The sequence below is a fragment of the Mesorhizobium sp. P2_F7 genome, from assembly GCF_056403695.1.
The window spans coordinates 1-2,000 of sequence record NZ_JBFUFA010000032.1 but is presented as its reverse complement, the minus strand read 5'-3'; the positions used below and the strand labels follow the sequence as shown (position 1 = coordinate 2,000).

Here is a 2,000-nt window from a genome sequence, read left to right as displayed (position 1 = left end):
CGATTACGGCCTTGCCGACATATTTGCCATCCTTTGCGAACAGCCCCTCGGAAGGCTTGCCGGCCGCTTGCTTGACGCCGATGAGATCCAGGTGGTCGACATCCCAGCATTTGGTTTTGACCCAGGCATCGGATTCACCACTGCGATAGGGACTGTTGCGACGTTTCGAAACCATGCCCTCCAGATTCATCTTGTCGGCCGCGGCGAAGAAGTCCTCGCCCCCGCCCTCGACGTGCTGACTGAATTGGATGATCCCGGTGGCTGGTTTCACCAAGTCCCACAGGATGGCCTTGCGCTCGATCGTCTGCAGCGGGCGCAGATCCTTCCCGTCCAGGTGCAGGATGTCGAAGGCGACGAAGGCGAGCAGTTCAGCGTTCCATGTCATGCGGGAATGCATCTGATCGAAGTTCGGCCGGCCGGCCGCCTCCGGCGCGATCATTTCGCCATCAATGATGAATGACTTCGCCGGCAGCTTTTCCGCGGCGTTGACGATCGGCCAGAACCGCTTCGAACAGTCGTGGCCGTTCCTGGTGAAGGTGCGGGCGCCGGCCCAGTCGAGTATGAGCTGAACGCGGAAGCCGTCAAACTTGATTTCGTGCAGCCAGTCGTCGCTGACCGGCGGCTCCAGCACCGAGCGTGGTTCCTGCGGTTTGATAAATCTCAGCCGGTCACCATCGTTACGCACACACTCATCCTCCCACCCGCCCCGATTAAATAAGCTTAAGCTAAAATAGTTCCAAGTCGTAAATCGACGGCCGATTGCAACAAACCGGCGAGCGCGACGTTGCGGATATTCGGGAAAACGGAGGCGCATCATGCCGGATGACAAAAGCAAAACTGACAACCGGGACCGCAGTCAGGTGGCTGGCGACGAAGAGTATGAGGTTGGTTACCTCGCCAGCAAATTCGGTCTCAGCATTCCAGATGTACGTCAGCTGATCGCAAAGCACGGAAACGATCGCGACACGTTGGAGCGTGAGGCCAAGGCACTCGGGAACAGATAGCGAAACACGGAATATGCCAGAGTACCAGATAGAGGAATGGCGTGGGAAAGAGCTTGTCTCATCTCACACCACGACCGCCGACGATCCCCTGTCAGCAGTGGAAAAAATAACTGGCCGACGAGTGTCACCCCGAGCACTTCAAAAACGCTGGTTTCGTGTGGTCGATGAGGATGCGCGAAGCGCCCAGGAATTCAGTCTTGCGGACGATGAAAAGTAATGCCTGAGGCCCCGCTCCTGTAGTCGGTTGTCCCCGGTCTGTATGAACGGGACGGAACGGCAAAGCCCGTTGTTAGATCATGACAAAATGCTAATGGTTAGCGATGTCCGATTTGACGACACCGCTGATCCGAAAGCTCGAAAGCCTAGGTCCACTTTCATCAGATGATCGCGCGGGCCTCGAAGCGATGGTTCTTGTGGGTAAGCAGTTGCAGCCCGGTGAGCAGATTGCGCAGGAAGGGGACGAACCCAGCCGCTGTTGCCTGGTGATTGAGGGGCTCCTGCGACGCTATAGCGTTTTGAACAACGGCAACCTGCAAACGCTCTCAATCCATGTCCCCGGCGATATACCCGATCTCCAAGGCTTGCATCTAAGGATCATGGATCACACACTCGCTTCGATAGGTAGAAGCAAGATTGCGGTGATTTACACCACGACATTCTCGAGGTCGTGCGGAAATCACCTCGCCTGGCAAATCTATTTTGGCGGGAAAGTTTGGTCGATGCGGCGGTCGCCCGAGCATGGGTCAAGGTGTTGGGAGGGCATGATGTGGAGGAGAGGTTGGCCCACCTCGCCTGTGAGCTTTACGTGCGCATGAAGGTCATGGGACTGGTAAAAGACAATTCCTATCCGTTACCACTAACGCAAGTTCAGATCGGCGAGACAATCGGCGCGAGCGTAGTGCACGTAAATCGCATGTTGAAGAAACTGCGTGCTGACGGCCTTTTGGAGCACAAAGAAGGACGGCTTGTCATTCTGAACTGGGACGCCTTATGCGG

General features: G+C 56.3%; 4 protein-coding genes. 3 read left to right on the top strand and 1 reads right to left on the bottom strand.

What is annotated here, in order from left to right:
• Positions 1 to 817 (bottom strand): ATP-dependent DNA ligase (locus tag AC1DZ8_RS33250; RefSeq protein ID WP_477402403.1); only part of this gene is annotated, 817 nt, incomplete at its 3' end.
• Here AC1DZ8_RS33250 and AC1DZ8_RS33245 point away from each other — a divergent pair.
• The 3 genes from AC1DZ8_RS33245 to AC1DZ8_RS33235 form a co-directional block, all read left to right on the top strand.
• Positions 816 to 1,004 (top strand): DUF3606 domain-containing protein, encoded by a 189-nt coding sequence (locus AC1DZ8_RS33245; RefSeq protein ID WP_477311258.1) that lies wholly within the window; start codon positions 816 to 818, stop codon positions 1,002 to 1,004. The genes AC1DZ8_RS33250 and AC1DZ8_RS33245 overlap by 2 nt on opposite strands.
• A 320-nt stretch (positions 1,005 to 1,324) precedes the next feature.
• Complete coding sequence (locus tag AC1DZ8_RS33240; RefSeq protein ID WP_477402401.1) at positions 1,325 to 1,819, top strand: cyclic nucleotide-binding domain-containing protein; 495 nt, start codon at positions 1,325 to 1,327, stop codon at positions 1,817 to 1,819.
• Positions 1,717 to 2,000 (top strand): Crp/Fnr family transcriptional regulator (locus AC1DZ8_RS33235; RefSeq protein ID WP_477402399.1); only part of this gene is annotated, 284 nt, incomplete at its 3' end. The genes AC1DZ8_RS33240 and AC1DZ8_RS33235, both read left to right, overlap by 103 nt.